The sequence below is a fragment of the Stenotrophomonas sp. GD03680 genome (assembly GCF_029844625.1).
Lineage (GTDB): Bacteria > Pseudomonadota > Gammaproteobacteria > Xanthomonadales > Xanthomonadaceae > Stenotrophomonas > Stenotrophomonas maltophilia_P.
Map to the genome: position 1 here is coordinate 177,709 of NZ_JAOCKC010000001.1, position 24,468 is coordinate 202,176.

21 protein-coding genes are annotated in these 24,468 nt (G+C 67.9%); 18 read left to right on the forward strand and 3 right to left on the reverse strand.

From position 1 onward, the window contains the following. Window positions 1-140 precede the first annotated feature (140 nt). Window positions 141-491: a VOC family protein gene (locus tag N5J29_RS00815; protein WP_053517180.1), complete on the forward strand. Its 351-nt coding sequence runs from the start codon at window positions 141-143 to the stop codon at window positions 489-491. Window positions 492-501: 10 nt separating this feature from the next. On the opposite strand, the gene N5J29_RS00820 is transcribed toward N5J29_RS00815, so the two are convergent. After that, window positions 502-789, reverse strand: coding sequence for a hypothetical protein (locus tag N5J29_RS00820; RefSeq protein ID WP_053517182.1), 288 nt, complete (start codon window positions 787-789; stop codon window positions 502-504). A 204-nt stretch (window positions 790-993) separates the two neighbouring features. Between N5J29_RS00820 and N5J29_RS00825 the strand changes: the two genes are divergently transcribed. Together N5J29_RS00825 and N5J29_RS00830 are read left to right on the forward strand one after the other, a co-directional pair. Continuing rightward, window positions 994-1,887: an NAD(P)-dependent oxidoreductase gene (locus N5J29_RS00825; protein ID WP_053517184.1), complete on the forward strand. Its 894-nt coding sequence runs from the start codon at window positions 994-996 to the stop codon at window positions 1,885-1,887. Window positions 1,888-2,097: 210 nt separating this feature from the next. Continuing rightward, window positions 2,098-4,632 (forward strand): methyl-accepting chemotaxis protein, encoded by a 2,535-nt coding sequence (locus tag N5J29_RS00830; RefSeq protein WP_164151265.1) that lies wholly within the window; start codon window positions 2,098-2,100, stop codon window positions 4,630-4,632. Window positions 4,633-4,711: 79 nt separating this feature from the next. Here N5J29_RS00830 and N5J29_RS00835 read toward each other — a convergent pair whose 3' ends face one another. Next, entirely contained in the window at window positions 4,712-5,098 is a 387-nt protein-coding gene (locus N5J29_RS00835; protein WP_065174483.1) for a DUF2628 domain-containing protein, read from the reverse strand. Between the two features lie 215 nt (window positions 5,099-5,313). Here N5J29_RS00835 and N5J29_RS00840 point away from each other — a divergent pair, with 215 nt between their 5' ends. The 5 genes from N5J29_RS00840 to N5J29_RS00860 all read left to right on the forward strand — a co-directional run bounded on the left by N5J29_RS00840 (window position 5,314) and on the right by N5J29_RS00860 (window position 10,292). Then, window positions 5,314-5,484 (forward strand): hypothetical protein, encoded by a 171-nt coding sequence (locus N5J29_RS00840; RefSeq protein WP_164972337.1) that lies wholly within the window; start codon window positions 5,314-5,316, stop codon window positions 5,482-5,484. 383 nt (window positions 5,485-5,867) lie between these two features. After that, window positions 5,868-7,793, forward strand: a complete 1,926-nt coding sequence (gene mdoH / locus N5J29_RS00845) for a glucans biosynthesis glucosyltransferase MdoH (protein WP_164151264.1) — start codon at window positions 5,868-5,870, stop codon at window positions 7,791-7,793. A 50-nt stretch (window positions 7,794-7,843) separates the two neighbouring features. After that, window positions 7,844-8,503 carry an alpha/beta hydrolase gene (locus N5J29_RS00850; RefSeq protein WP_065174484.1) on the forward strand — a complete coding sequence of 220 codons (660 nt, stop codon included), beginning with the start codon at window positions 7,844-7,846 and terminating at the stop codon, window positions 8,501-8,503. Between the two features lie 3 nt (window positions 8,504-8,506). Then, window positions 8,507-9,550, forward strand: a complete 1,044-nt coding sequence (locus N5J29_RS00855) for a sensor histidine kinase (protein WP_279924076.1) — start codon at window positions 8,507-8,509, stop codon at window positions 9,548-9,550. 10 nt (window positions 9,551-9,560) lie between these two features. Then, the gene (locus N5J29_RS00860) at window positions 9,561-10,292 is read left to right on the forward strand and encodes a LytTR family DNA-binding domain-containing protein (RefSeq protein ID WP_053517196.1); all 732 of its coding nucleotides are present in this window, start codon (window positions 9,561-9,563) and stop codon (window positions 10,290-10,292) included. A 240-nt stretch (window positions 10,293-10,532) separates the two neighbouring features. Here N5J29_RS00860 and trxB read toward each other — a convergent pair whose 3' ends face one another. Continuing rightward, window positions 10,533-11,504, reverse strand: coding sequence for a thioredoxin-disulfide reductase (gene trxB / locus N5J29_RS00865; protein WP_053517948.1), 972 nt, complete (start codon window positions 11,502-11,504; stop codon window positions 10,533-10,535). Window positions 11,505-11,737: 233 nt separating this feature from the next. On the opposite strand from trxB, the gene N5J29_RS00870 reads away from it, so the two are divergent. The 10 genes from N5J29_RS00870 (at window position 11,738) to N5J29_RS00915 (ending at window position 24,413) form a co-directional block, all read left to right on the forward strand. After that, entirely contained in the window at window positions 11,738-14,101 is a 2,364-nt protein-coding gene (locus N5J29_RS00870; RefSeq protein ID WP_053517949.1) for a DNA translocase FtsK, read from the forward strand. A gap of 38 nt (window positions 14,102-14,139) precedes the next feature. Beyond that, window positions 14,140-16,083 carry a DUF3857 domain-containing protein gene (locus tag N5J29_RS00875; RefSeq protein ID WP_065182197.1) on the forward strand — a complete coding sequence of 648 codons (1,944 nt, stop codon included), beginning with the start codon at window positions 14,140-14,142 and terminating at the stop codon, window positions 16,081-16,083. Between the two features lie 111 nt (window positions 16,084-16,194). Continuing rightward, window positions 16,195-16,833, forward strand: a complete 639-nt coding sequence (gene lolA, locus N5J29_RS00880) for an outer membrane lipoprotein chaperone LolA (protein WP_065182198.1) — start codon at window positions 16,195-16,197, stop codon at window positions 16,831-16,833. A 188-nt stretch (window positions 16,834-17,021) separates the two neighbouring features. Further along, a complete protein-coding gene (locus N5J29_RS00885) occupies window positions 17,022-18,299 on the forward strand; it encodes a replication-associated recombination protein A (protein ID WP_227255445.1) in 1,278 nt (425 codons plus the stop codon). An 81-nt stretch (window positions 18,300-18,380) separates the two neighbouring features. Then, window positions 18,381-18,770 (forward strand): DUF805 domain-containing protein, encoded by a 390-nt coding sequence (locus tag N5J29_RS00890; RefSeq protein WP_164152910.1) that lies wholly within the window; start codon window positions 18,381-18,383, stop codon window positions 18,768-18,770. A 201-nt stretch (window positions 18,771-18,971) separates the two neighbouring features. Beyond that, window positions 18,972-20,000, forward strand: coding sequence for an alpha/beta hydrolase-fold protein (locus N5J29_RS00895; protein WP_164152909.1), 1,029 nt, complete (start codon window positions 18,972-18,974; stop codon window positions 19,998-20,000). A gap of 122 nt (window positions 20,001-20,122) precedes the next feature. Further along, complete coding sequence (locus N5J29_RS00900) at window positions 20,123-21,511, forward strand: ATP-binding protein (protein WP_128988579.1); 1,389 nt, start codon at window positions 20,123-20,125, stop codon at window positions 21,509-21,511. 51 nt (window positions 21,512-21,562) lie between these two features. After that, complete coding sequence (locus N5J29_RS00905; protein WP_164152908.1) at window positions 21,563-22,615, forward strand: ABC transporter substrate-binding protein; 1,053 nt, start codon at window positions 21,563-21,565, stop codon at window positions 22,613-22,615. Beyond that, window positions 22,612-23,655 carry an iron ABC transporter permease gene (locus tag N5J29_RS00910; RefSeq protein WP_164152907.1) on the forward strand — a complete coding sequence of 348 codons (1,044 nt, stop codon included), beginning with the start codon at window positions 22,612-22,614 and terminating at the stop codon, window positions 23,653-23,655. The genes N5J29_RS00905 and N5J29_RS00910 overlap by 4 nt, the downstream gene beginning before the upstream one ends. After that, a complete protein-coding gene (locus tag N5J29_RS00915; RefSeq protein WP_164152906.1) occupies window positions 23,652-24,413 on the forward strand; it encodes a heme ABC transporter ATP-binding protein in 762 nt (253 codons plus the stop codon). Before N5J29_RS00910 ends, N5J29_RS00915 begins: the two co-directional genes overlap by 4 nt. Window positions 24,414-24,468 lie beyond the last annotated feature (55 nt).

Below are 24,468 nucleotides of genomic sequence, written 5' to 3' on the forward strand. Positions count from 1 at the left end.
TGTGACGGGAATTTTGTTAACGCGTTAATGTTTCGTGACGGAAGCCACACTTTTCGCACCTGTGCACGCGTCCCTGAAGATTGACGGTGTGCCGGCCGGTCGCGCAGTTTCGTTTTTGCCCCTCATTGAACAGGAACGTCATGGCTGTCAGACGCATCGTCGCCAACATCGCCACGCCCGATCCGGCGCGCGCCGCCGCGTTCTACGGTGGCATCCTCGGCATGCCGGTGGTGATGGATCATGGCTGGATCGTCACCTGCGCCGGGCAGGACACTGCACCTGCGCAGCTCAGTTTCGCCAGCGAGGGCGGATCGGGTACGCCGGTGCCGGACCTGTCGATCGAGGTGGACGATCTGGATGACGTTCTGCAACGGATCCGCAGCGCTGGCATCGACGTCGTGTATGGCCCCGTCGAGGAGCCATGGGGCGTGCGCCGGTTCTACGTGCGGGACCCGTTCGGGCGCCTGCTGAACCTCCTCAGCCACGGCTGAGGCGCGTCGCTCAGTCCTGCTGACCCGGTTCGTCGCGGCCCTGTGGACCTTGATCGGACTGCTGGCGCTGCTGTTGTGCGCGGGCGTGGCGTGCATGCCCGCCTTCGCGACCGATCGCGGCCATGTGCTGGCGATCGCGGCTGATGGCTTCGCCTCCTTTGCGGCCGGCAATGCGCGCCTCGGCGGGACTGAATTCATGGGCGTTGCCGGAGGCATGGGCGGCGCGCCCACCCTTGGCGGCGATCGCGCGCTGCATGCGCTGGTCCATCGACGCGAACCCGCGGTTGCTGCTGGCCATAGGGGATCTCTCTCGGCGTGGCGGAGCCTCATGCTTGCCGACGGCAGGCTAACGGTACGTCCGCAGATGGCGCGTGGTCTTCACGTTCTGCCTGCCTGTCGTTGACGCTGCACTTGCGCAGCGCCGCTATCGCCCTGGACACAGGCCACGCCTAGAATCGGTTCATCCCGGTAGCTCCCGGGCGCTGTTGAGTGAATGGACTCAATGAAGATTCTGTTGACCGGAAGTTCCGGGCGGATCGGGCGCGCGATCTTCGGCGCGTTGGCGGCCACCCATGAAGTCATCGGGCTGGATCGCAGCCCGTTCGCCACCACACGCATCATTGCCGATGTCACCAACACGAAGGCACTGGAGCGTGCCGTGCGCGGCGTGGATGCGGTGATCCACACCGCTGCGCTGCATGCACCGCATGTCGGGCTGGTGCCGGACACGGTGTTCCAGCAGATCAACGTGGAGGCGACCGCGCAGCTGCTGCGGCTGGCGCGTGACGCCGGCGTCGGACGCTTCGTGTTGACCAGCACCACCGCCCTGTATGGCCATGCCGTGGTGGCAGGCGGTTGTCGCTGGATCGACGAAGACACTGAACCCCTGCCCAGGACCATCTACCACCGCACCAAGCTGCAGGCCGAGGCGCTGGCCGAAGCCGCGGCATCGGAGGCGTTCGCCGTGCGCGTGCTGCGCATGGGCCGCTGCTTCCCCGAGCCTCCCGAGCGCATGGCGATGTTCCGCCTGCACCGGGGCCTGGATGCACGCGATGTGGCCAGCGCGCATGCCGCGCTGCTGCACAACGGGGGCGCACCGTTCCAGCGCTACATCGCCTGCGCGCCGACCCCCTTCCGGCGCGAGGACTGCCTGGAACTGGCCACCCAGCCACGCCGGGTGCTGGCGCGGCGCGCACCGCAGCTGCTGGCCGAGTTCGAGCGCCGCGGCTGGCCACTGCCGCTGAGCATCGACCGCGTGTACGACGGCAGCCGTGCGGTTGCGGTGCTGGGCTGGCAGCCGCGCTACGGTCCGGACGATGTACTGCAGCAGTACGCGGCAGGCAGCATCGAAGTGCTGCCACGCACGCAGTGGTTGAAGGACCGGGTGGTCGAGTAGGTTCGCCGCACGTATGAGCCATCCCAAACTGAGTGCATTCAGCTTGACGCAGGGCAACGGCTCAACCCCGCCGCGGAACGGCCGCTAACCCGGTGCGCCCTTGCGGTGCCGGGCATCGCCCGGCTCAGACAGGTCGCCGCGCGAGGGATCGCGCACCAGCGCGGCGCCAACGCGGTGCCGGATGTCCTGACCTGCCTTGCGGACCCTCCCATGCCGTCTTCCCGCTCCGCCGCTGCCCGTCGTCCGGGCAGCATCGCCCACAAGCTGATGCTGGGCACCGCTGCCATCGCGCTGTTGTGCTTCGGCCTGACCGCCTTTCTGATCTACCGCCAGGCCAGTGCCAGCCTGATCAACGCGTCGCGGCAGACCATGGCCAGCGAGGCGCATGCCGAAGCGCGCCAGGTTGCGGCCGATCTGGGCACCGCCTTCGCCAGCAACGATGCCATGGTCGAGGCCGTCCTGGCCCAGCGCGCGCGGGGCGACCAGCCTGATCGTGCCAGCCTGGCGGCCGTGCTCGGCGAACAGCTGCGCGCGCACCCGGAGTGGCTGGGCAAGAGCACCATGTGGGAGGCCGATGCCTTCGATGGCAGGGACGCGGAGTTCGTCAACAGCGAGGCCCATGACGCCACCGGTCGCTACATGAGCTACTGGGCCTGGCAGGATGGCAAACCGCAGCAGTCGGTGATGACCGACTACACCGAAACCGCCAGCGGGTCCGGTGACTGGTACATGGGGCCGAGCCGCGACAAGCTGCCCAAGGTGAGCGAGCCCTATGCCTATGAGATCGCCGGCCAGAAGGTGCTGATGAGCACCCTGAGCACGCCCATCGTGGAGAACGGCACGTTCCTCGGCGTGTTCACCGTCGATTTCTCGCTGGCGGCACTGCAGAAGCATCTGGCGACGCTTGCGCCGATGGGAGCAGGCCGCGTTGAACTGCTTTCGCCCAAGGGCGTAGTCCTGGCTTCGGCCGACGCCGCCGAGATCGGCAAGCCGCGCACCGATGCCTTCACCCGCGACATGCTGGCCGGAATCGCGGCCGACAGGACCGTCGAAGCGTTCGAGCCGGATGCCGCCGGCAATGTGCGCCTGTACGTGCCACTGCGGGTTGGCGATGCCCCGCAGCGCTTCGCGCTGGGTGTGGTGGTGCCGCATGCCATTATCGTGGCCGAGGCTCGCCAGCTGCTGTGGCTGACGCTGCTGGTCGGCGTGCTGGCCGCGCTGACATTGAGCGCCGGTGTCTACCTGCTGCTGCGTCACCTGGCGATCCGGCCGCTGGCGCAGGCGGTACGCATTGCAGGTGACGTGGGGGCGGGCAAGCTGGACACCGCGCTGCCGGCGCGCGGCAACGATGAGGTCGGGCGCCTGCTCGAGGCGATGCAGGGCATGCGGGGACAGCTGCAGGCTGTGATGGCGGCGCAGGCGGAGATGGCACGCCGCCATGATGCGGGCGAGCTCAGTTACCGGATGGACGCGGCGGCCTTCCCGGGGGAGTACGGTCGCATGGTGGCCGACAGCAATCAGCTGGTGGCGTCCAGCAATGCGGTCACCCAGCGGCTGGTGGACGTGATGCAGCGCTACGCGGTGGGCGATCTGAGCGTGGACATGGAGCCGCTGCCGGGCGAGAAGGCGGTGTTCACCGCCGCCATGGCCACCACCAAGAGCAACCTTGCGGCGATCAACGAGCAGATCCAGCAGCTGGCCGCCGCTGCTGCCGCCGGCGACTTTGCCGTGCGTGGTGACAGTGAGCGGTTCGAGCACGATTTCCGCCGCATGGTGACCACGCTGAACGCGATGATGCAGGCCAGCGACCACAACCTCGCGGCGCTTTCCACGCTGCTGCGCGCCATCGCCGCCGGCGACCTCAGTGCACGCATGCAGGGCGACTTCCATGGTGTGTTCGCGGTGATGCGCGACGATGCCAACAGCACCGCGCAACAGCTGACCCATATCGTCGGCCAGATCCAGCAGTCAGCGGCGAGCATCCGCCTGGCGGCCGGCGAGATCGCCGCGGGCAACAGCGATCTGTCGCGTCGCACAGAACTGCAGGCGGCCAACCTGGAAGAAACGGCAGCGTCGATGGAGGAGTTGACCTCCACCGTGCGCCAGAATGCCGATCATGCCCTGCAGGCGAACACGTTGGCCGCATCGGCGGCGGACGTGGCCAGCGAAGGCGGAAAGGTGGTCGGCCAGGTGGTACAGACCATGCAGCAGATCGAAACCTCATCGCAGCGCATCGCCGAGATCATCTCGGTGATCGACGGCATCGCCTTCCAGACCAACATCCTGGCCCTTAACGCCGCCGTTGAGGCCGCGCGTGCGGGCGAGCAGGGACGCGGCTTCGCCGTGGTGGCCAGCGAAGTGCGTGCGCTGGCCCAGCGCTCGGCCGCAGCGGCGAAGGAAATCAAGGGACTGATCGACGCATCGGTGGCCCAGGTCGGCAGCGGTGCGCAGCTGGTGCACCGCGCAGGCAACACCATGCAGGAGATCGTCGGCCAGGTCGGGCGGGTCAACGAGATCATGGCCGAGATCTCGGCCGCCTCGCGCGAGCAGTCGGCCGGCATCGAGCAGGTCAACCAGACCGTGGTGCAGATGGATGAAACCACCCAGCAGAATGCGGCGCTGGTGGAAGAGGCCAGTGCTGCCGCGCGCGCGATGGAAGAGCAGGCCGAGCAGCTTGCGGTGGCGGTGTCCCGCTTCCGGCTGCAGTCGGCCACGGGCACGACGGCCACGCTGCGCGCGGCCTGACGCCGGGAACGAAGACGCCCGGCGGGGGCCGGGCGTCGGTTGCATCCTTGCCGCGCGTCCGTGCGCAGGTCTGAGTGGCTCAGAACATTCCTTCAAACGGGTTCCAGCGGATCCGGCCTTCCACCTTCTCCAGGTAATAGCTGTAGTTGGTGCTGGAGGCGACCAGGACATTGAAGGCGATGAACACCGCGCGGCCGACGATGTCGGGCAGGAACATCGTGATGGCCGCCAGGGCGATGGCGATGCCGATCACCACCAGCGCCTTGCGCCACATGCCCAGGATCAGCAGGTAGATGGGGCCGAAGAACAGGGCAAAGATGTTCAGGTTGATCTTCAGGCGGTCGCCGAAGGACAGGGCGCGCCATGCCTGCTTGAAGCCGGGCTCCTTGGGCGCGCCGTGCTGGCGGTAGAAGTTGAAGCGGAATTGCCACTTGGGGCTGAAGTGGGTGAGGTCGACGGTATTCATGGGAGGAACTTCCCTGTGAGAAAACGTTTTCATGCTACCGGAAATGCCTATTCAGGATCCAGCGCTGCGTGCCTGGAACGTGACACATGCCCTTTGCAGGCGCAGGCCTCACCGGCTTGCACGTCACCCATCCGCCTTGTTTTTAGGATAGGGTGCGCAGTTCCGCTGCCGCCCGGTTGGACCCGCGCGGCAGCGGGGATGTCCACGGAGGTTGCATGACCACACCCGCTACACCGGAAAACGCACCGGGACCGGTGCTTCTGCCCACACCCGAAGTGGTGCAGGCCCAACAACTGCTCGCCCGCCAGCAACTGGCGGTGGCGATGGACCGTGCGCGCACCGCTGCCCTGCAGGACGCGGCCGGCGTCGTCCTGCAGGACGAGTAACGCGCGCTGCTGAAGTACGATCGATCGCGTTGGCCCCGCCGCCAGCGCGACCGCCGAGGGATGTGTCGCCGCCCGTTTTGCTCGATCCAATTGCGGTCGATCCGGCAGGCCGTCGGCAGCCTCGCCTGCTGTTTGCTGAATGGGGAGAAATCCCGGCGTAGGCCTTCGCACCCGGCTTACATGTAGCGGCCTAGACTGGGCCGCATTTTCGATTCCGCCCCGTTGGAGATCGTGTGGGTTCCGGTAGTGACAGACAGCGACTGCGCGGCCTCAGGCCGACGCAGCCAGGACAAGTGCGGGCGCCGGGAAGGCGCGCCGGGAACCTTCGTGCATGCAGCCTGGCCCGGACGGCCGGCCATGCCGACTGCGCGGAGTAGGCGCCGATGGGGGTGCAGACCATCCATGCGGAGGCGGAATCGGCCGGGCCTGACGCCGGCTGGGCGCTGCTGCCTGCCGAAGTGCCCTTGCCGATGCCCGAGCAGACCCTGCGCGAAGGGCAGCTCAGGGTGCGCCGGCACCGCACCTCGCCACGCCTGATCGGCCTGCGTCGGCTGTACATCCTGGGCGGCACGCTGGTGATGACGGCAGCGGCCACCCGGATGATGTGGCGGGTGTTGTCGGTCAACGGCATCAGCGTGCTCGAAGCCTGCCTGCTGGTGCTGTTCGTGGGCCTGTTCGCCTGGATCGCGCTGTCGTTCGCCAGCGCGGTGGCAGGCTTCCTCACCGCCGTGTTCGACCGTGGCTATCGCCTGGGCATTGATCCGGACAAGCCGCTGCCCACCGTGCACAGCCGCACGGCGCTGCTGATGCCGACCTACAACGAGGATCCGCGCCGGCTGCTGGCCGGCCTGCGTGCGATCTACGAATCGGTGGCGGCCACCGGCCAGCTGGAGCGTTTCGACTTCTTCGTGCTCAGTGACACCCGCCGTGACGATATCGCGCGGGCCGAAGAGCAGGTCTTCGCCGAGCTCCGCGAGCAGGTGCCCGACGGCCGCGTGCGGCTGTTCTACCGCCGTCGTGGCGACAACAGTGGCCGCAAGGCTGGCAACATCGCCGACTGGGTGCGCCGCTTCGGCGGGGCCTACCCGCAGATGCTGATCCTGGACGCCGACAGCCTGATGACCGGCGACAGCATCGTGCGCCTGGTGGCCGGCATGGAACACAACGCTGACGTCGGCCTGATCCAGACCCTGCCGTCGGTGATCGGCGGACGCACCCTGTTCGCCCGCATGCAGCAGTTCGGTGGCCGCGTCTACGGGCCGGTGATCGCCCGGGGCGTGGCCTGGTGGCACGGCGCTGAAAGCAACTACTGGGGCCACAACGCCATCATCCGCACCCGTGCCTTCGCCGACCATGCCGGCCTGCCATCGCTGCCTGGGCGCAAGCCGTTCGGCGGCCACGTGCTCAGCCACGACTTCGTCGAAGCCGCGCTGATGCGGCGTGGCGGCTGGGCCGCGCACATGGTGCCGTACCTGGGGGGCAGCTATGAGGAAGGCCCGCCGACCCTGACCGACCTGCTGGTGCGCGACCGCCGCTGGTGCCAGGGCAACCTGCAGCACGGCAAGGTGGTCGGCAGCCGCGGCCTGCACTGGATCAGCCGCATGCACATGCTGATCGGCATCGGCCACTACTTCACTGCGCCCATGTGGGCGATGCTGATGCTGATCGGCATCGCCATCCCGCTGTTCCAGGAAGGCATCGACTTCAATGCCGTGCTGCACCTGGCGCCCGGCGTGTACTGGCGCGCGCAGGACGAGCAGCAGGTGGTGCGCTTGTTCGCCGCCACCATGGCGGTACTGCTGATGCCCAAGGTGCTGGGCTACCTGGCGATGCTGCTGGACCCGGTGGATCGTCGTGGCTGCGGCGGTGCGTTCCGTGCCTTCGTGTCGATGCTGGTGGAGACCGTGCTGGCGGCACTGATGGCGCCGGTGGTCATGTATGTGCAGTCCCGCGGCGTGGCCGAAGTGCTGTCCGGACGCGACTCGGGGTGGGACGCCCAGCAGCGCGACGACGGTGGCATTTCCTGGATGGCGCTGGTGCGCGGTTACGGCGGCCTGGGCCTGTTCGGCGCCTTCATGGGCGTGCTGGCCTGGCTGGTCTCGCCGTCGCTGGCGGCATGGATGGCGCCGGTGGTGATAGGCATGGTGCTGGCCATCCCGGTGGTCGCACTGACCTCGTCGCGCGGTCCCGGTGCGTTCCTGCACCGGCTGGGCCTGCTCGACATCCCCGAGGAGAACATTCCGCCGGCGGTGCTGGTACGCGCCGCGCAGCTGCGCCGGGAAGCGGCCGAACAGCCACCGCTGTACTGATCGCCCCACACCGGCGGCATAATGCGGCTCGCATCTGAAGGAGCCGCAACATGCTGCAAACGGTGGAACAGGAAACCGGCGCCTCGCCGCAGTGGTCGGTGATCTGGCTGCACGGCCTCGGCGCCGATGGCCATGACTTCGCCCCGATCGTTCCGGAGCTGGTGCGTCCGCACTGGCCGGCGCTGCGCTTCGTGTTCCCGCACGCCCCGGTGCGGCCGATCACGATCAACAACGGCGTGCCGATGCGCGGCTGGTACGACATTGTCGGCATGGATTTCCGTTCCCGCGCCGACATGGCCGGCGTGCGCGAATCGGTGGCTCAGGTAGAGGCCCTGATCGCCCGCGAGATCGAGCGGGGCATCACGCCGGAGCAGATCTTCCTGGCCGGCTTCTCGCAGGGGGGCGCGATCATTCTTACCGCCGCGCTGTCGCGCACGGCGCCGCTGGCCGGGCTGATCGCGCTGTCCACCTACCTGCCCGACGCGGACAGCGCCGAGCGCGTGGCTACCGCAGTGGACGTGCCGGTGTTCATGGCCCACGGCAGCGGCGACCCGGTCATTCCGCAGGCGGTAGCCGCACACAGCGCGCAGGCGCTGCGCGCGTTGGGCCTGCAGGTGCAGTGGCACAGCTACCCGATGGCGCACCAGGTCTGTGCCGAGGAGATCGATGCCCTGGGTGACTGGCTGCAGGAACGCCTGGGCGTCGCCTGACCCATGTCACCGGCCAGCACGCCTCCCTGGATGCCGGAACTGTGCCGCCTGCGGCGGCTGGCGGCGATGCTCGGCCTGGCCGAGCTGGTGGTGGTGCTGCTGGCCCTGGCCCCCGATGGCAGCCGTCACTGGACGGTGGGCGAGCTGCTTTCGGCCAGCGGTTTCGCACTCTGGCTGGCGCTGGCGGTGACCGCCAGCCTGTGCATGCTGCGGCAGGCGCTGTCGAGGCTGCCACCGCTGCTGGGCGCCGCTGCGGCGATCGCACTGGCGGCGCTGATCGCCGTGGTCTGCGCGGGCATCATCCACGCGCTGTATGCCGTGCTGGGCGACAGCTTCGCCCGTGGCATCAGCTTCTGGCGCTTCACCCTTGGCAGTGCGGCCACCAGCGCACTGATCAGCGCGCTGGCCCTGCGCTACTTCTACGTGAGCGACCGCTGGGCCGCGCAGGTGCAGGCCAACGCACGTGCACAGGCCGATGCACTGCAGGCCCGGATCCGTCCGCATTTCCTGTTCAACAGCATGAATCTGATCGCCAGTCTGCTGCATCGTGATCCGGCGGTGGCCGAACGCGCCGTGCTGGACCTGTCCGATCTGTTCCGCGCGGCGCTGGGGGCGGGCGATGGAGATTCCACCCTGCAGGCCGAATGCGAGCTGGCCGAGCGTTACCTGTCGATCGAGTCGCTGCGCCTGGGAGAGCGCCTGCAGGTGCATTGGCAGCGTGACGAGCCGCTGCCGTGGGAGCAGCCGCTGCCGCGGCTGGTGTTGCAGCCACTGGTGGAAAACGCGGTGCTGCATGGCATTTCGCGGTTGCCGGAAGGTGGCACCGTCGAGCTGCACGTGGCGCGCGAAGGCAACGAGCTGCACATCCGCGTACGCAATCCCGCTCCCGATCCACAGATGCCGGGGCTGGCCCTGGCACGCGGCGCCGGGCATGCCCAGCACAGCATCGGCGATCGCCTGGCGTGGCGCTTCGGCAGTGCCGCACGGATGACGGCCGGCTGGAGCGAGGGCTACTATGCCTGCCAGGTGACGGTGCCGATCCAGTGAGGGAACGATCGTGAGGGTAGTCATCGCCGATGACGAACCGCTGGCGCGCGAGCGCCTGCGCAGCCTGCTGGCCGCGCAGGAGGGGGTGGACGTGGTGGCCGAGGCCGGTAACGGCGAGCAGGCCCTGCACGCCTGCGCGGAACTGCAGCCGGACCTGGTGCTGCTGGACATCGCGATGCCCGGACTGGATGGGCTGGAAGCGGCCCGTCACCTGGCCAGCTTCGAGCCACGCCCGGCGGTGGTGTTCTGTACGGCCTATGACGCGCATGCCTTGTCGGCATTCGAAGCGGCGGCCATCGACTACCTGATGAAGCCGGTGCGTGCCGAGCGGCTGGCAGCGGCCATCGCGCGCGCACGGACCTTTCTGGCCGGGCGCGGGGGGCAGCCACAGCACGACGCGGGGCAACAGGCACGCAGCATGCTGTGCGCCCGGCTGCGGGGCAGCTTGCGGCTGATTCCACTGGATGACATCCATTACCTGCAGGCCGAGGAAAAGTACGTGGTGGTGCACCACGCGCGTGGTGAGGACCTGATCGAGGAGTCGCTGAAGTCGCTGGAGGAGGAATTCGCCAGCCGCTTCGTGCGCATCCACCGCAACTGTCTGGTGGCGCGGCACGAACTGGTGGAACTGCGTCGTGGCGTGGGCGGGCAGGTGCAGGCGGTGCTCCGGCATGGCAAGCAGCCGCTGGAGGTCAGCCGCCGCTGTGTGGCGACGCTGAAGCAGGAACTGCGGCATCTGTGAGTGTCCGGCGCGGCCTGCGGCCGCGACTGCTTGCGGGCAACGTCTGAAGCAAGAGCAACAGCAACAGCAACAGCAACAGCAACTGCAGGTTGTGTTCGGCTCTGAGTTGTTGCGTGTTGGGTGAGTCGGGATGGGCGGGCGAGACACGCCGTAAACCCATCCATGGGGGCTCGATGGCGCCATCCATGGCGCCAACGGTGCCCCCCCCCCCCCAGGATCAGTCATGGCGTGGAGCAATCTTCAGCCGGCCTTGCCCTGTGCATCCAGATAGCGCTCGGCATCCAGTGCGGCCATGCAGCCGAAGCCGGCGGAGGTGATGGCCTGCCGATAGTGCTGGTCGGCCACGTCGCCCGCGGCGAACACGCCTTCCACCGAGGTCTGGGTGGCGTTGCCGCCCAGGCCCGAGCGGATTTCCAGGTAGCCGTTGTTCATCGCCAGCTGGCCATCGAACAGGGTGGTGTTCGGGTGATGACCGATGGCCACGAAGAAGCCGTGCGCGTCGATGTCGCGGGTGCTGCCGTCCAGGGTGGACTTCACGCGCACACCGGTCACGCCGGCATCGTTGCCCAGCACTTCCTCGACCTGGTGGTGCCAGACGGTTTCGATCTTGCCGGCCGCGACCTTGGCGAACAGCTTGTCCTGCATGATCTTTTCCGCCTTGAGGGTGTCGCGGCGGTGGACCAGGTAGACCTTGCGGGCGATGTTGGACAGGTACAGGGCCTCTTCCACCGCAGTGTTGCCACCGCCGACCACGACCACGTCCTGGTCACGGTAGAAGAACCCGTCGCAGGTGGCGCAGGCGGACACGCCGCGGCCCTTGAAGGCCTCTTCGGTCGGGATGCCCAGGTACTTGGCGGTGGCGCCGGTGGCGATGATCAGGGCGTCACAGGTGTATTCGTGACTGTCGCCGATCAGCCGGAACGGGCGCTGGGACAGGTCGGCGGTGTGGATGTGGTCGAAGATGACCTCGGTCTCGAAGCGCTCGGCGTGAGCCTGCATGCGCGCCATCAGGTCCGGGCCCATCAGGCCATGGGCGTCACCCGGCCAGTTGTCGACCTCGGTCGTGGTCATCAGCTGACCGCCCTGCTGCAGGCCGGTGATGACGACCGGCTTCAGGTTGGCGCGGGCGGCGTAGACCGCAGCGGTCCAGCCGGCCGGGCCGGAACCGAGGATGACAAGCCGTTGGTGGCGGGAGGGCAGGCTGGTGCTCATGTAAACTCGCGAAAAGGTAAGTGGGACAAGGCGCTGGCGATGTTTGCGCAGCATCCATGGCAGGTCATAGAGTGGCGGCTGGGGCAGGGCGATTCAAGCCGATGAACAGAACGCCGTCACCCATCGACGGTTTCCGGCCCCGGAGGGCGCCTCGCAGCGTCGCATAACTGAAAACTGACGCCGTCTCATTTATTATCAATCACTAACAGCGCATTCCAAAGGTATGGTCTAAGGTGGCGAAGCAGGTCCCCGAACGCTCCAAGTCCGACGACAGCAAGGCGTCACGTCGCACGGCCGCGGCGGCGGCGACGACCGACAACCCCCGCCGCCAGCGCCTCTGGCGCGACCTGGGCCTGATCGCGATCGCGCCGGCCCTGCTGTACCTGGCGGCAAGTCTGTTCACCTACTCGGCGTCGGACCCCGGCTGGTCGCATACCGGCAGCGTGGTCGCGCCGGTGCACAACATGGGCGGCCGCGCCGGTGCCTGGATCGCCGACGTGCTGCTGCAGTTGTTCGGCTACATCGCGTTCCTGCTGCCGGTGGTGCTCGGCGCGCTGGCCTGGATCGCCATGTTCGGCCTCAAGCGGGAAAGCAAGGGCGAGAACGACCTCGATCCGGCCCTGCGCCTGGTCGGTCTGGTCGGCTTCCTGATCGCCGGCACCGGCTTCCTGCATGTGCGCCTGTTCAATGGTGATGTGTCCAGTGCGGGCGGCATCCTTGGCAAGCTGGTGGGCAACTCGCTGACCGTCGGGTTCGGAGCGCTGGGCGCGAACCTGTTCGTGCTGGTGCTGCTGCTGGCCTCGATCACCCTGGCCACCGGCCTGTCGTGGTTCACGGTGATGGAGAAGATCGGCCGTGGGGTGATGTCGCTGGCGCCGCTGCTGGAGCGCAAGAAGGAACAGGCGACGGAGTGGAAGCAGACCCGTGCCCTGCGCGAGGAGCGCCAGGAAGTCCGCAAGGCGGACGCCGAGGTGCGCGCCAAGCGCGAGCCGGTGAAGATCGAACCGCGCCCGGAACCGGTGATCGAGAAGAGCGACCGGGCCAAGCGTGACAACCAGATACCGATGTTCCGCGGCGTCAACGGCGATGGTTCGGACCTGCCGCCGCTGGCCCTGCTGGATGATCCCAAGCCGCAGCCCAAGGGCTACGACGAGGAGACACTGGAGACCCTGTCGCGGCAGATCGAGTTCAAGCTGAAGGATTTCCGCATCGATGCGCAGGTGGTCGGCGCCTATCCGGGCCCGGTCATCACCCGCTTCGAGATCGAGCCGGCGCCGGGCATCAAGGTCAGCCAGATCAGCTCGCTGGACAAGGACATCGCCCGCGGCCTGTCGGTCAAGTCGGTGCGCGTGGTCGATGTGATTCCCGGCAAGTCGGTGATCGGCCTGGAGATTCCCAACGTCACCCGCGAGATGATCTTCCTGTCCGAGCTGCTGCGCTCGAAGGAGTACGACAAGGCCTCCAGCGTGCTGACCCTGGCGCTGGGCAAGGACATCGCCGGCCGCCCGACCGTGGCCGACCTGGCGCGCATGCCACACCTGCTGGTGGCCGGTACCACCGGCTCGGGCAAGTCCGTGGCCGTCAATGCGATGGTACTGAGCCTGCTGTACAAGGGCTCGCCGAAAGATCTGCGGATGCTGATGATCGACCCGAAGATGCTCGAACTGAGCGTCTACCAGGGCATCCCGCATCTGCTCGCGCCTGTGGTCACCGACATGAAGGAGGCCGCCAACGGCCTGCGCTGGTGCGTGGCGGAGATGGAGCGCCGCTACAAGCTGATGAGCGCGGTGGGCGTGCGCAACCTGGCCGGCTTCAACAAGAAGGTGAAGGACGCCGAGGACGCCGGCCAGCCGCTGATGGACCCGTTGTTCAAGCCGAACCCGGAGCTGGGCGAGGCGCCGCGCCCGCTGGAGACGCTGCCGTTCATCGTCATCTTCATCGACGAATTCGCCGACATGATGATGATCGTCGGCAAGAAGGTCGAAGAACTGATCGCACGTCTGGCACAGAAGGCACGTGCAGCCGGCATCCACCTGATCCTGGCCACCCAGCGTCCGTCGGTGGATGTGATCACCGGCCTGATCAAGGCCAACATTCCCACCCGCATCGCGTTCCAGGTGAGCTCGAAGATCGACTCGCGCACCATTCTCGACCAGTCCGGCGCGGAGACGCTGCTGGGTCACGGCGACATGCTGTACCTGCCTCCGGGCACCGCCATGCCCGAGCGTGTGCACGGCGCGTTCGTCTCCGACGATGAAGTGCATCGCGTGGTCGAGCATCTCAAGGCGATGGGTCCGGCCGATTACATCGAGGGCGTGCTGGACGAGGTTCAGACCCTGGGGGACGGCGTGGTGGTGGGTGCCACCGGCCTGCCGGAAACCAGTGCCGGCGGCGACGAGTCGGATCCGCTGTATGACGAGGCACTGAGGGTGGTCACGGAGACCCGCCGCGCGTCGATTTCCGGCGTGCAGCGCCGGCTGAAGATTGGCTACAACCGTGCGGCGCGACTGATCGAGGCCATGGAAGCGGCCGGCGTTGTCAGTGCGCCCGAGCACAATGGCGACCGGACGGTGCTGGCACCGCCGCCGCCGAAGTAAGGCCCGACGTACCCCCACGACGTCCAAGGATCCGACGAATGCTTCATCCCGTACCACGCGCGCTGGCGCTGGCGCTGGCTGGCCTGATGGCCGCCAGCCCGGCCCTGGCGGAGACCGCCACCCCCGCGCCCGCTACGGCGCCGCCTTCCACCAGCGGCGATACCGAAGCCAGCAACAACTTCAGCATCGTCCGCTATCGCGCCGACTACCAGGTGCGGCCCGACGCAGGCAATGTGCAGACCGAGACCTACGAGGTCCTGCTCAAGACCAAGGCCTCGGTCGAGCAGTTCAGCCAGGTGCGGCTGAGCTACAGCGAGAAGATGGAGACGCTGGAGGTGCTCGACGCCTACACCATCACCGCCGATGGCCAGCGCCGTGACGTTCCGGCAGATCGCATCTACACCCAGGAAAGCTATTCCAGCGCCTCGGCAGCGATGTACGCCGACCGCAAGGTGCGGGTGATCGTGTTCCCGAACCTGGCGCCGGGCACGCGCCTGTATTACCAGGTGCGCCGCACCCAGGCCACGCCGTACTTCCCGGGCTACTTCGGCCTGTGGGAGACCTTCAATGTGTTCACCGAATACGAGGATGCCGAGGTGACGCTGAGCGCACCGGCCAACCTGCCGATGTTCGTCGACAGCCGCGGCGTGCAGGGCAGCGATCGCCCGGTGGTGAGGAACGGCCAGGCGCAGTGGCGCTGGCGCTACCAGCGCCGCGAGGCGATGCAGGCGCAGAACTGGTCGGCCGCCGGCTGGGAGTTCGGCCCGAACATCATGGCCAGCACCTATCGTGACTGGGCGCAGATGGGCCGGGCGTACCAGCTCAAGGCCGGTCCCGCCGCGCAGGTCACGGCGGAGATCCAGGCGCTGGCCGACCAGGTCACCGCAGGCATCGGCGACCGTCGCTCGCAGGCCGATGCGCTGTACCGCTGGGTCGCTCAGAACATCCGCTACGTCGCGGTGTACCTGGGCAATGGCGGGCTGGAGCCCAACAGCGCGCAGAGCATCCTCGACAACCACTATGGGGACTGCAAGGACCATGTGACCCTGCTGGAAGCCCTGCTGGCCGCCAAGGGAATTGCCAGTTCGCCGGTGCTGATCGGTGCCGGTGGCGGGCCGACGCTGCCGAAGATTCCGGTGCTGGGGCGCTTCAACCACGCCATCACCTACATTCCCGAGTTCGATCTGTACCTGGATTCGACCACCGCCTGGGCGCGCTTCGGCCAGTTGCCCGAGGGCGATCTGGGCGCGCCGGTGATGCGCACGGCCGACGCGAGCCTGGCACGCACGCCGGCCAATGGTCCGCAGCGCAACGCAACCTCGATGGAGGTGCGCTTCACGTTCGATGCCAACGGCAACCTGCGTGGCGAGACGATTCCGCAGCTGGGCGAGAATGCGGAGATCGGCATGCGCGCACAGTTCGCCCAGCTCAATGCGCAGAATCGGGCGCGCGCCGAGGAGTCGATCATGGCGGCGTCCGGTTTTGATGGCCGCGGCCAGCTGCAGCTGCAGGGCGTCCCGGTCGATCTGACCCGGCCGTTCGGCTACCGCATGGCCTTCCAGGCGGAAGACTACGTGGACTTCAGCGTGGCCGGGGGCATGGCGGTGCCGGATCCGCCAGGCGGCGAGTCGGTGCGCGGGCTGTACGCTACCGCGTCTGCACCGGCCAACGAGACGCCGTTCTACTGCAACGCGAGCCTGCGTGAAGAAACCTATCGCCTGCAGTTCCCGGCCAACGCGCCGATCATCGCCGTTCCGGCCAGCCAGCGTTTTGCCAATGCCGCGGGCGAGTACCGGGTGGACTGGAGCCGGCAGGGCCAGGAGGTGATCGTCCACCATCGCCTGCAGCAGAATGCCGTGCGTGGACCGGAGGCACTGTGCCAGCCCCAGGACTACACCGCGTTCCGCGCGCTGTATCGCGAAGTGCGCCGCGGCTTCCGCGGACAGGTTCTGTATGGAAGGCTGCCTGCGCCTGCCAACTGAATCGCCGGTGGACGTGCGGGGCGGCATAATGTCGCCCTGATCGCCCATTCATCTTTGCCCGGGCACACTGGCATCCACCTTTCCTTGCGCCCGCGCCCACAGGATTCCCGCATGAACGTCCGCCTCCGCCGTATTCTTGCCGCCAGCACTCTCGCCATGGCCTGCGCCGCCGCGGGCAGCGCGTGGGCGGGTGCCCGCGATGACCTGAAGAACTTCACCAGCGGCCTGAAGGGCCTGGATGGCCAGTTCAGCCAGCAGGTGTTCGACAGCCGCGGGAAGGTCAAGGAGTCGACCAGCGGCCGCGTGGCCCTGTCGGCCCCGCGCCTGTTCCGCTGGGAGTACGTGCGGCCGCATGAACAGCTGATCGTGGCCGACGGCAAGAAGGTCTGGATGTACGAGCCGGACCTGGAGCAGGCCACCGTGCGCGAGCAAGGCAAGGAAGAGCAGAACAGCCCCTTGACCGCGCTGATCAACCCGGCGCTGCTGGAGCAGCAGTACGACCTCAGCGAGGAGGCGGCACAACGGGATGGCCTGCAGTGGCTGTCGCTGTCGCCGAAGCGCGATACCGAGGCCAGCTTCCAGTACGCCGCACTAGGCTTCAACGCCCAGGGGCTGGCGAGGATGGAGATCACCGACGCGGTCGGCCAGCGCACCGTGATCAATTTCAGCGGCTGGAAGCGCAACCCGACGTTCGCGGCCTCGACCTTCCGCTTCAGCCCGCCGGCCGGCACCGACGTCATCGGCAACTGATGCGTGACGCCGGGCATGGCCCGGCGCTACCAATGTGCGCATTTCGCCGATCCGCCGGGCATGGCCCGGCGCGACCGACGGGGGGGGCGCGGTACAATGAGCGGGTGCCAAGACAACGCTCCACTTCTTTCCCCGGCCCCGATCTGCTGAGTGTCGATCGGGAGCACCTGCGCCCGCTCGCCGAGCGCATGCGTCCGCAGACGCTCGATGAAATGGTCGGGCAGAAGCGCCTGCTCGCTCCGGACAGCGCACTGCGCCGGGCAGTCGAGTCCGGTCGCGTGCATTCGATGATCCTGTGGGGCCCGCCGGGCTGTGGCAAGACCACGTTGTCGCTGCTGCTGGCCGAGTATTCCGATGCCGAGTTCCGCGCCATCTCCGCCGTGCTGTCCGGCCTGCCGGAGGTGCGCCAGGTCCTGGCAGAAGCGGCGCAGCGTTTCGCCGAAGGCCGGCGTACCGTGCTGTTCGTCGATGAGGTGCATCGCTTCAACAAGGCGCAGCAGGACGCGTTCCTGCCGCATATCGAGCGCGGCACCATCCTGTTCGTGGGTGCCACGACCGAGAACCCGTCCTTCGAGTTGAACTCGGCGTTGCTGTCACGCTGCCGTGTGCACGTGCTGGAGGCGGTCTCGCCCACCGACATCGTCGAGGCACTGCAGCGGGCGCTGGGCGATCGCGAGCGCGGCCTGGGCCAGGAGTCCATCGAGGTTGCGCCCGAGCTGCTGCTGGAGATCGCCACCGCTGCCGATGGCGACGTGCGCCGCGCATTGACCCTGCTGGAAATCGCTGCCGAACTGGCGGGGGGCGAGGGCGGGCACATCACCCCGCAGACGCTCACCCAGGTGCTGGCCGACCGTACCCGCCGTTTCGACAAGGGTGGCGAGCAGTTCTACGACCAGATCTCGGCGTTGCACAAGTCGGTGCGCAGTTCCAATCCCGATGCGGCGCTGTACTGGCTGACCCGCATGCTCGACGGCGGCTGTGATCCGTCGTACCTGGCGCGCCGGCTGACCCGCATGGCGATCGAGGACATCGGCCTGGCCGATCCGCGAGCACAGAGCATGGCGCTGGAAGCGTGGGACATCTACGAACGGCTGGGCAGCCCCGAAGGCGAGCTCGCGTTCGCCCAGCTGGTGCTGTACCTGGCCAGCACCGCCAAGTCGAATGCAGGCTACGCGGCGTTCAACCAGGCCAAGGCCGACGTGCGCCAGAGCGGTACCGAAGAGGTGCCGCTGCACCTGCGCAACGCGCCGACCAAGCTGATGAAGGAACTGGGCTACGGTGCCGAGTACCAGTATGACCACGATGCGGAAGGCGGGATCGCGCTGGATCAGACCGGCTTCCCCGATGCGATGGGCGAGCGCGTGTACTACAACCCGGTGCCGCGCGGACTGGAGATCAAGCTGAAGGAAAAGCTCGACCGGTTGCGCGCCGAGCGCGAGGCGGCGCGGGCGGCGAAGCGGCGTTGATCGCCGTTATGCAACCAATCCGATTGTCGGGTCCACGCTGATTCGAGAGAATCCCCGGTTCACTTCTCAAGGATGACGTTCATGCAGGACATGACTCTGGCGTTGAAGCGCTACGCCCAGTTCGAGGGTCGGGCCAATCGCCGCGAATACTGGATGTTCCAGCTGTTCCTGTTTCTGGTGGCCACGGCGGTGTCGCTGCTGGCCGGCGTGCTGGCGATCATCATGCGCTCCAGTCCGGATGCACTGAGCGCCATCCTGATCGGCATGATGGCGCTGCTGGGCCTGATGTGGCTGGCGACGATCGTGCCGCTGATCGCCGTCACCGTGCGCCGTCTGCATGACTGCAACCAGTCCGGCTGGCTCTATCTTCTCGCATTGGTGCCGATGGGCGGCCTGGTGATCCTGGTGTTCGCTCTGCTGCCGGGCACGCCGCAGGAAAACTCGTACGGCCCGGTGCCTGCGGGCCCTTGACGCGGCACCCGCCGGGCAGCGCCCGGTCCTGGGAATCGGCCCTCCCGCCTTGGCGGGAACGAGATGATGCGTCCCATGACGCCGCGTTATCGCGCGCGTGATACACAGTGTGACGTTTGATCGTTGTGATAATCATTCGCGTTTAAGGTAGACTGCGGTCCCTTGTGAAACAGCGGCCCAGGCCGCTGACGTCGCCCGCCGATGAAGCATTTCGTCCTGCCTCCGCACCGTGGTCCGCTGGCCCGCGGCCTTGCCGTCCTGATGATGGGTCTGCTCCTGGCTAGCCCGTATGCGTACGCGCAGCAGCGCAATCCGCTGCAGAAGATCGGCCACACCGTGCTGGATGAGCCGGCCGCCAGCTATCGCTTCGAGCATTTCGTGATCGACAGTGCCGACACGCAGCGCCGCTGGCGGGTGAATCTGGCGATTCCGGTCCGCGCCTCCAGTGCACCTTCGCCGGTGTTGTACGCGCTGGATGGCAATGCGGTGGCGATGGTGCTCGACCAGCCGCTGCTGGCTGAACTTGCAGCACTCAAGGCGCCTCCGGTGCTGGTGCTGATCGGCTACGACAATGATCTGCGCATCGACTCGAAGGCGCGGACCCGTGACTACACGGCATGGATCGACCGCGCCGACGATGAGAGCGGCGCAACCCAGGCGGTCGGCGGGGGCGCTGCGGCGTTCCTTGATGTGATCGAACGCCGCATCAAGCCCGAGGTGGAGCGTCGCGCGCGCGTCGACACCGGGCAGCAGGCGCTGTGGGGGCACTCGCTCGGTGGCCTGTTCGTGCTCAACGCGCTGTACACCCGGCCGGCCGCGTTCCAGGCCTATCTCGCCGCCAGTCCGTCACTGTGGTGGGCGCAGGGCGCGGCGCTGGGCGATCCCGAACAGCAGTTCGTGCAGAACGTGCACGGGCAGCCGGCCAGGGTCTGGCTGATGCTGGGAGGCGCCGAGCGCGTCGGCGACCGCGGCAAGCGTGACCTGAACAACCCGCGGGTGGTCGCGCACCTGCGCCGCATCGGCGGCGCCACGCCTGACGCGGCGATGCAGTTGTCCGAGCGGCTGCGCCGGGTGCCGGGGCTGAGCGTGCAGTACCGCGAGTTTCCTGGCCTGGGCCATGGCCCGATGCTGCCGGCGTCCTTCCACGCGGTGCTGCATGAGCTGTACGGGGTGACCGATCGCAGTGCAGGCGATGGCGCCAGTGCAACGGATGGGCCGTCCAGCGAATGAATCCCTTCGCGCGGCGTGCCGTGCGACCCCACTACCCAGGCGAGGCTGCCCGCGTGCAGCGGCCCAGGCAACCGATGAATCCCGCGCCACGCGGCGCGGCCTACGTGTGCAAGGAGCCTGTCATGTCGTTCCGTTCCTCCCTTCGTCCTTCGCTTCGCTTCACCACTCTGGCCACCGGCCTGCTGCTGGCCGTCGCGGCCACCGCGCAGCCGGTATTCGATCAACCGGCCAACGCCACGTTCAAGGGCCAGGTGGTCTCGCGCGGCGACAATGTGGTGCCGGGCAGCACCGCCGATGTGGTCGGTCGCGGCTTCGTGCCGGGCCAGAAGGTCAGCCTGCTGCGCGGCGACAGCGTGTTGAACGCCCAGCCGGTGGTGGTTGATGCCGATGGCAACTTCAAGACCCAGCTGGCCATTCCCGCCGATGCCGTGCCGGGCACCCATCCGGTCGTGGTGCGGGCGAGCCAGCCGGCCGCCGCGACGGTGCTGAAGCTGCGCGTCTCGCCGCAGCTGCCGCTGTCGGGCCAGGCGCAGTTCACCACCCAGTCCAACAAGCTGGTGCCGGGCCTGTACCAGTCCGCCTACAGCGCCGCCAGCAATGCGCTGTTCGTGACCTCCGCGGTCGGCCGGCCGCCGGTGACCCAGTCGCAGCTGCTGAAGATCGACCCGGCGTCGCTGAAGGTCAGCAAGGCGATCACTCCGGCGCAGGTGCCGGGCAGTACCAACGGCGCGGTCTATGCGGTGTACGGCGTGGGCGTGGATGATGCCAACGGCAACGTGTGGGTGACCAATACCCGTCAGAACAGCGTGGCCGTCTATCGCCAGAAGGATCTGTCGCTGGTGCACCAGTTCCCGGTCGATGCGGTGCCGCATGCGCGCGACGTGGTGATCGATGGTACCCGCGGCAAGGTGTTTGCCTCGGCCACCGGTGAGGATCACCTGTCGGTATTCGATGCGAAGACGTTCAAGGAGCTGCCCGCGGTGACGCTTGAATCGGGCGTGGATGACGGCAAGTTCACGCCGATGAGCCTGGTGCTGGACGAGAAGGGCGGCAAGCTGTTCACCGTCAGCATCGGCACGCCGGAGGCGGCGGTGATCGACGTGGCCAGCGGTGAGGTCGAGAAGGTGATCGATCTGGGCAACTCGATCAGCGCGTCGGGCGTGGCGTTCGACGCGGCGCGCAACCGGTTGTACGTGGCGTCGCAGGGCACCGACAACCTGCTGATCGTCGACGTCGCAGCCGGCAAGGTGCTGCACGATGTGCCGGTGGGCGCGGGTGCGCTGAACGTCGCCTTCGATGATGCATCCGGCCTGGCCTATGTCAGCAACCGTGGCGCCGGCACCGTGACCGTGGTCGACCGCGAGGGCAAGGTGGTCGCCAACCTCGACGGCGGCACTTTGCCGAACCACGTCCGTGCCGATGGCAAGGGCAACGTGTTCGCGGTGAACAAGTCGCGCGGCGCTGAAGACCCGAAGGGTGACCGCATCACCCGCATCACCCCGAAGCAGTAAGTCAGACGGCAGGGCGGCGCGCGCGTCGCCCTGCCAGCAAGGAGAACGTCCATGAACATCGTGCCCCGTCTGCGCCTGTGCGCACTTCCGTTGGCTGTTTCGCTGGCACTGGCTGCCTGTGGCGGCTCGTCGGCTCCCTCCGATGCCAAGAAGCCTTCCGAACCGCCGCCGGCGGCGATGGCGGCCGCCGCGGACACCGCGTTGCCGGCAGGCTGGAAACGCGTGGCCGGTGCCGAGATGCCGGCCGTGCATGACCAGAAGGCCGTGCTGCCGGCCAAGGTGCATTCCGATGACGGCGCCGATATCGCGGTGACCGACACCAGCCGGATCATCGCCGGTGGCGACGACGTCATCGCGGTGATCGAGGCGCTGGGGCTGGGCAAGCAGGTATTTGCCGCCCCGACCAACACCACCACCGAGGCTGGCCGGGCTGCGCCGCACCAGTTCCTGTTCAACCGCACCACGGGTGTGGAGGGTGTGCTGAGCCTGCGGGGTTCGCTGTTCCTGGGCAACAGCCTGCGCCGCCACACCGAGCTGGCGAAGAAGCTGCGCGAGGTGGGGGAGCCGGCGGTGGTCATCGACGATCTGCAGCCGGCGCCGGACAAGGTGCGCAAGGTCGCCGCCGCACTCGGGCTGGCCGAAGCAGGGCAGACGCTTGCCACGCAGGTGCAGCGTCAGCTGGATGAGGCCGCAGCGATCGGCCGGGGCCTGGGCCATTCGCCGCGTGTGATCCATGTGTCGGCCACCGGTGCCGGTGGCGCACCGACGGTTGCGGGCGCCGACAGCGCATCGGCGCAACTGATCGCGCTGGCCGGCGGCGTCAACATCGGCACCGAAGCGGGAGTGAAGAACTACTCGCAGCTGAGCAATGAGGGCGTGGTCGCCGCGGCACCGGAGGTGATTCTGGTGACCGAGCACGATCTGCAGCTGTTCGGCGGTGCCGAGGGCCTGTGGAAGTCGTACCCGACGCTGAAGCAGACACCGGCCGGGCAGGCCAACCGGGTCTGGGTGATGCCGGATGTGCAGCTCAAGTACACCAGCGTAGGTTCCGGGGCTGGCGCACTGGCGCTGGCGCGGGCGCTGGCGGCGCTGCCGAAGGCATGAGTCCGGCGGACCGGCGCCGTCGTCGCGGGCGGACGATGTTGATGGTGGCGATGCTGGCACTGCTGGCCGCCATTCTGGCCTCGTTTGCGGTCGGGCCACTGCGCTTGCCACCGCTGGAGGTGCTGCAGGCGCTGGCGGTGAAGATGGAGCTGCTCGATCCGCAGGCGGTGAGCAGCCGCGACCTGGCGGTGGTCTGGCAGCTGCGCATCCCGCGCGCCCTGTTGGGCGCGGTGGTGGGGGCATCGCTGGCGATGGCCGGTGCCAGCCTGCAGGGCCTGTTCGGCAATCCGTTGGCGGACCCGGGCATTGTCGGCGTCAGCCAGGGCGCCGCGCTGGGCGCGGTCGCCGCCATCGTGCTCGGTGCTGCAGGTGCGGCCGGCTGGTTGGTGCCGGTGGCCGCGTTTGCCGGCGGTGCGCTGGCGATCGGCCTGACCTACGCCCTTGCCCGGCCGGGCAAGGGCAGTGGCAATGCCACGCTGTTGCTGGTCGGCATCGCCATGGCGGCGTTCTGCTCGGCGCTGATCGGTTTCCTGACCTACATCGCCAGCGAGAGCGAACTGCAGTCGCTGGTGTTCTGGCAGATGGGTTCGCTGGCCCGCGCCAGCTGGAGTGATGTCGCCGCCGTGGTGCCGTTGTTTGCCATCGGCGTGTTCGCGCTGCAGCGCCTGGCAACGCCACTGGACATGCTGGCGCTGGGGGAACGCCAGGCCCAGCATCTGGGCCTGGACGTGGCACGGACCCGCCGCCGGCTGGTGGCGTTCAGTGCCCTGCTGGTGGGTGCGGCCGTCGCGTTTGCCGGTTCGATCAGCTTTGTCGGCCTGGTGGTGCCACACGTGGCGCGCATGCTGGTGGGGCCGGGGCACCGCTGGTTGCTGCCCCTTTCCGGCCTGCTGGGGGCGCTGCTGATCGTGGTGGCCGATACGGCCGCGCGCACGCTCGACCCGCCGGCGGAGATTCCACTCGGTCTGTTCTCGGCTGCACTGGGTGCACCGTTCTTCCTCTGGCTGGTGCTGCAGCAGCGCCGCAAGGCAGCCCCATGACGGCCCTGCTTCATCTGCGCGACGTCGTGGTGCGACGCGGGCAGCGCGAGATCCTGCACGGCATCAACCTGGCGTTCGAGCCGGCGACAGTCACTGCACTGGTCGGGCCCAATGGCGCTGGCAAGTCGACGCTGCTGGCAGTGGCTGCGGGCGATCTGCATGCCGACGCGGGTGAGGTGAGCCTGCTTGGCAGGCCGCTGGCCGGCTACAAGGCCGGTCCACTGGCGCGCGAGCGCGCGGTGATGCCGCAGGAGCACGGCGTGCGCTTCGCCTTCAGCGTGGAGGAGGTGGTGGCGATGGGGCGCCTGCCACACCCGCCCGATCCCGTACGCGATGACACGCAGGTGGAGGCCGCGATCGACGCGACCGAACTGCAGGCGCTGCGCCTGCGCGAGGTGCAGCAGTTGTCCGGTGGCGAGTCGGCCCGGACCACGTTCGCGCGCGTGCTGGCGCAGGACACGTCGCTGCTGCTTCTCGACGAGCCGACCGCTGCGCTGGATCTGCGCCACCAGGAGCGTACGCTGCGCAGCGTGCGTGCCTGTGCCGAGGCCGGGGCCTGCGTGATCGTGGTGCTGCACGACCTGAATCTGGCTGCCGGCCATGCCGACCGCATCGTGCTGCTGGAACAGGGCAGGGTGGCCGCCGACGGCTCACCCGCGCAGGTGTTGACCGTGGACACGCTGCAGCGGGTCTATCAGCAGGACGTGGTCGTGCTGGAGCATCCGAAGCGGGGCGTGCCGCTGGTGGTGGTCACCTGATCCGGGCGGCGAAAGGAATCCTCATCGTTCCACTGGTGCGCGCAATCAGCACTTG

Bases quoted from the DNA above. Each gene is read 5' to 3' on its own strand.
- N5J29_RS00815 (WP_053517180.1), top strand. From the start codon at position 141: ATGGCTGTCAGACGCATCGTCGCCAACATCGCCACGCCCGATCCGGCG.
- N5J29_RS00820 (WP_053517182.1), bottom strand. From the start codon at position 789: ATGGCCAGCAGCAACCGCGGGTTCGCGTCGATGGACCAGCGCATGCAG.
- N5J29_RS00825 (WP_053517184.1), top strand. From the start codon at position 994: ATGAAGATTCTGTTGACCGGAAGTTCCGGGCGGATCGGGCGCGCGATC.
- N5J29_RS00830 (WP_164151265.1), top strand. From the start codon at position 2,098: ATGCCGTCTTCCCGCTCCGCCGCTGCCCGTCGTCCGGGCAGCATCGCC.
- N5J29_RS00835 (WP_065174483.1), bottom strand. From the start codon at position 5,098: ATGAATACCGTCGACCTCACCCACTTCAGCCCCAAGTGGCAATTCCGC.
- N5J29_RS00840 (WP_164972337.1), top strand. From the start codon at position 5,314: ATGACCACACCCGCTACACCGGAAAACGCACCGGGACCGGTGCTTCTG.
- mdoH (WP_164151264.1), top strand. From the start codon at position 5,868: ATGGGGGTGCAGACCATCCATGCGGAGGCGGAATCGGCCGGGCCTGAC.
- N5J29_RS00850 (WP_065174484.1), top strand. From the start codon at position 7,844: ATGCTGCAAACGGTGGAACAGGAAACCGGCGCCTCGCCGCAGTGGTCG.
- N5J29_RS00855 (WP_279924076.1), top strand. From the start codon at position 8,507: ATGTCACCGGCCAGCACGCCTCCCTGGATGCCGGAACTGTGCCGCCTG.
- trxB (WP_053517948.1), bottom strand. From the start codon at position 11,504: ATGAGCACCAGCCTGCCCTCCCGCCACCAACGGCTTGTCATCCTCGGT.
- N5J29_RS00875 (WP_065182197.1), top strand. From the start codon at position 14,140: ATGCTTCATCCCGTACCACGCGCGCTGGCGCTGGCGCTGGCTGGCCTG.
- lolA (WP_065182198.1), top strand. From the start codon at position 16,195: ATGAACGTCCGCCTCCGCCGTATTCTTGCCGCCAGCACTCTCGCCATG.
- N5J29_RS00885 (WP_227255445.1), top strand. From the start codon at position 17,022: ATGCGTCCGCAGACGCTCGATGAAATGGTCGGGCAGAAGCGCCTGCTC.
- N5J29_RS00890 (WP_164152910.1), top strand. From the start codon at position 18,381: ATGCAGGACATGACTCTGGCGTTGAAGCGCTACGCCCAGTTCGAGGGT.
- N5J29_RS00895 (WP_164152909.1), top strand. From the start codon at position 18,972: ATGAAGCATTTCGTCCTGCCTCCGCACCGTGGTCCGCTGGCCCGCGGC.
- N5J29_RS00900 (WP_128988579.1), top strand. From the start codon at position 20,123: ATGTCGTTCCGTTCCTCCCTTCGTCCTTCGCTTCGCTTCACCACTCTG.
- N5J29_RS00905 (WP_164152908.1), top strand. From the start codon at position 21,563: ATGAACATCGTGCCCCGTCTGCGCCTGTGCGCACTTCCGTTGGCTGTT.
- N5J29_RS00910 (WP_164152907.1), top strand. From the start codon at position 22,612: ATGAGTCCGGCGGACCGGCGCCGTCGTCGCGGGCGGACGATGTTGATG.
- N5J29_RS00915 (WP_164152906.1), top strand. From the start codon at position 23,652: ATGACGGCCCTGCTTCATCTGCGCGACGTCGTGGTGCGACGCGGGCAG.